The sequence below is a fragment of the Bartonella capreoli genome (genome assembly GCF_902813205.1).
Classification (GTDB): domain Bacteria; phylum Pseudomonadota; class Alphaproteobacteria; order Rhizobiales; family Rhizobiaceae; genus Bartonella; species Bartonella schoenbuchensis.
Genome location: NZ_CADDZX010000360.1, coordinates 1 through 395, shown reverse-complemented (window position 1 = coordinate 395; position 395 = coordinate 1). Strand labels below are relative to the sequence as shown.

At 39.5% G+C, this 395-nt stretch carries 1 protein-coding gene; it reads left to right on the top strand.

Features of this window, described 5'->3' with window-relative positions:
- Positions 1-17 precede the first annotated feature (17 nt).
- Positions 18-395: VirB8/TrbF family protein (locus tag J7R05_RS08795; protein ID WP_246468289.1), on the top strand; the 378-nt coding region annotated here is incomplete at its 3' end.

Genomic DNA, 395 nt, shown 5'->3' with positions numbered 1-395 from the left:
AAAAGAAAGACGTTGAGCTGTACATTACTGAAGCGCGATTATTCGATCAAGATCGAATAATCATATCCCGCCGTATTACGCGTGCCTCGCTTGCTCTTGCTAGGGTAGAAGTTATAGTTGCAATTGTCTCTTCATTAGCTGTTATAGTGCTTGTGCCACTCAAAACAGTTGAACCATTCGTCATCTGCGTTGATAATTCAACGGGAATAGTTGAAGTGGTTGAAGCGTTAAAAGAAAGCCCCGCAAATTTTGATGAAGCTGAATCTATCACACGCTATTTTACCGCAAAATATGTTCGTGCTCGTGAAGGGATCAATTTAAGCGAAATGCAAAATAATTTTAAGACGGTTTCTTTGTTATCTTCTTTTGAAGAGCAAGGTAGATTTGCTGAATGG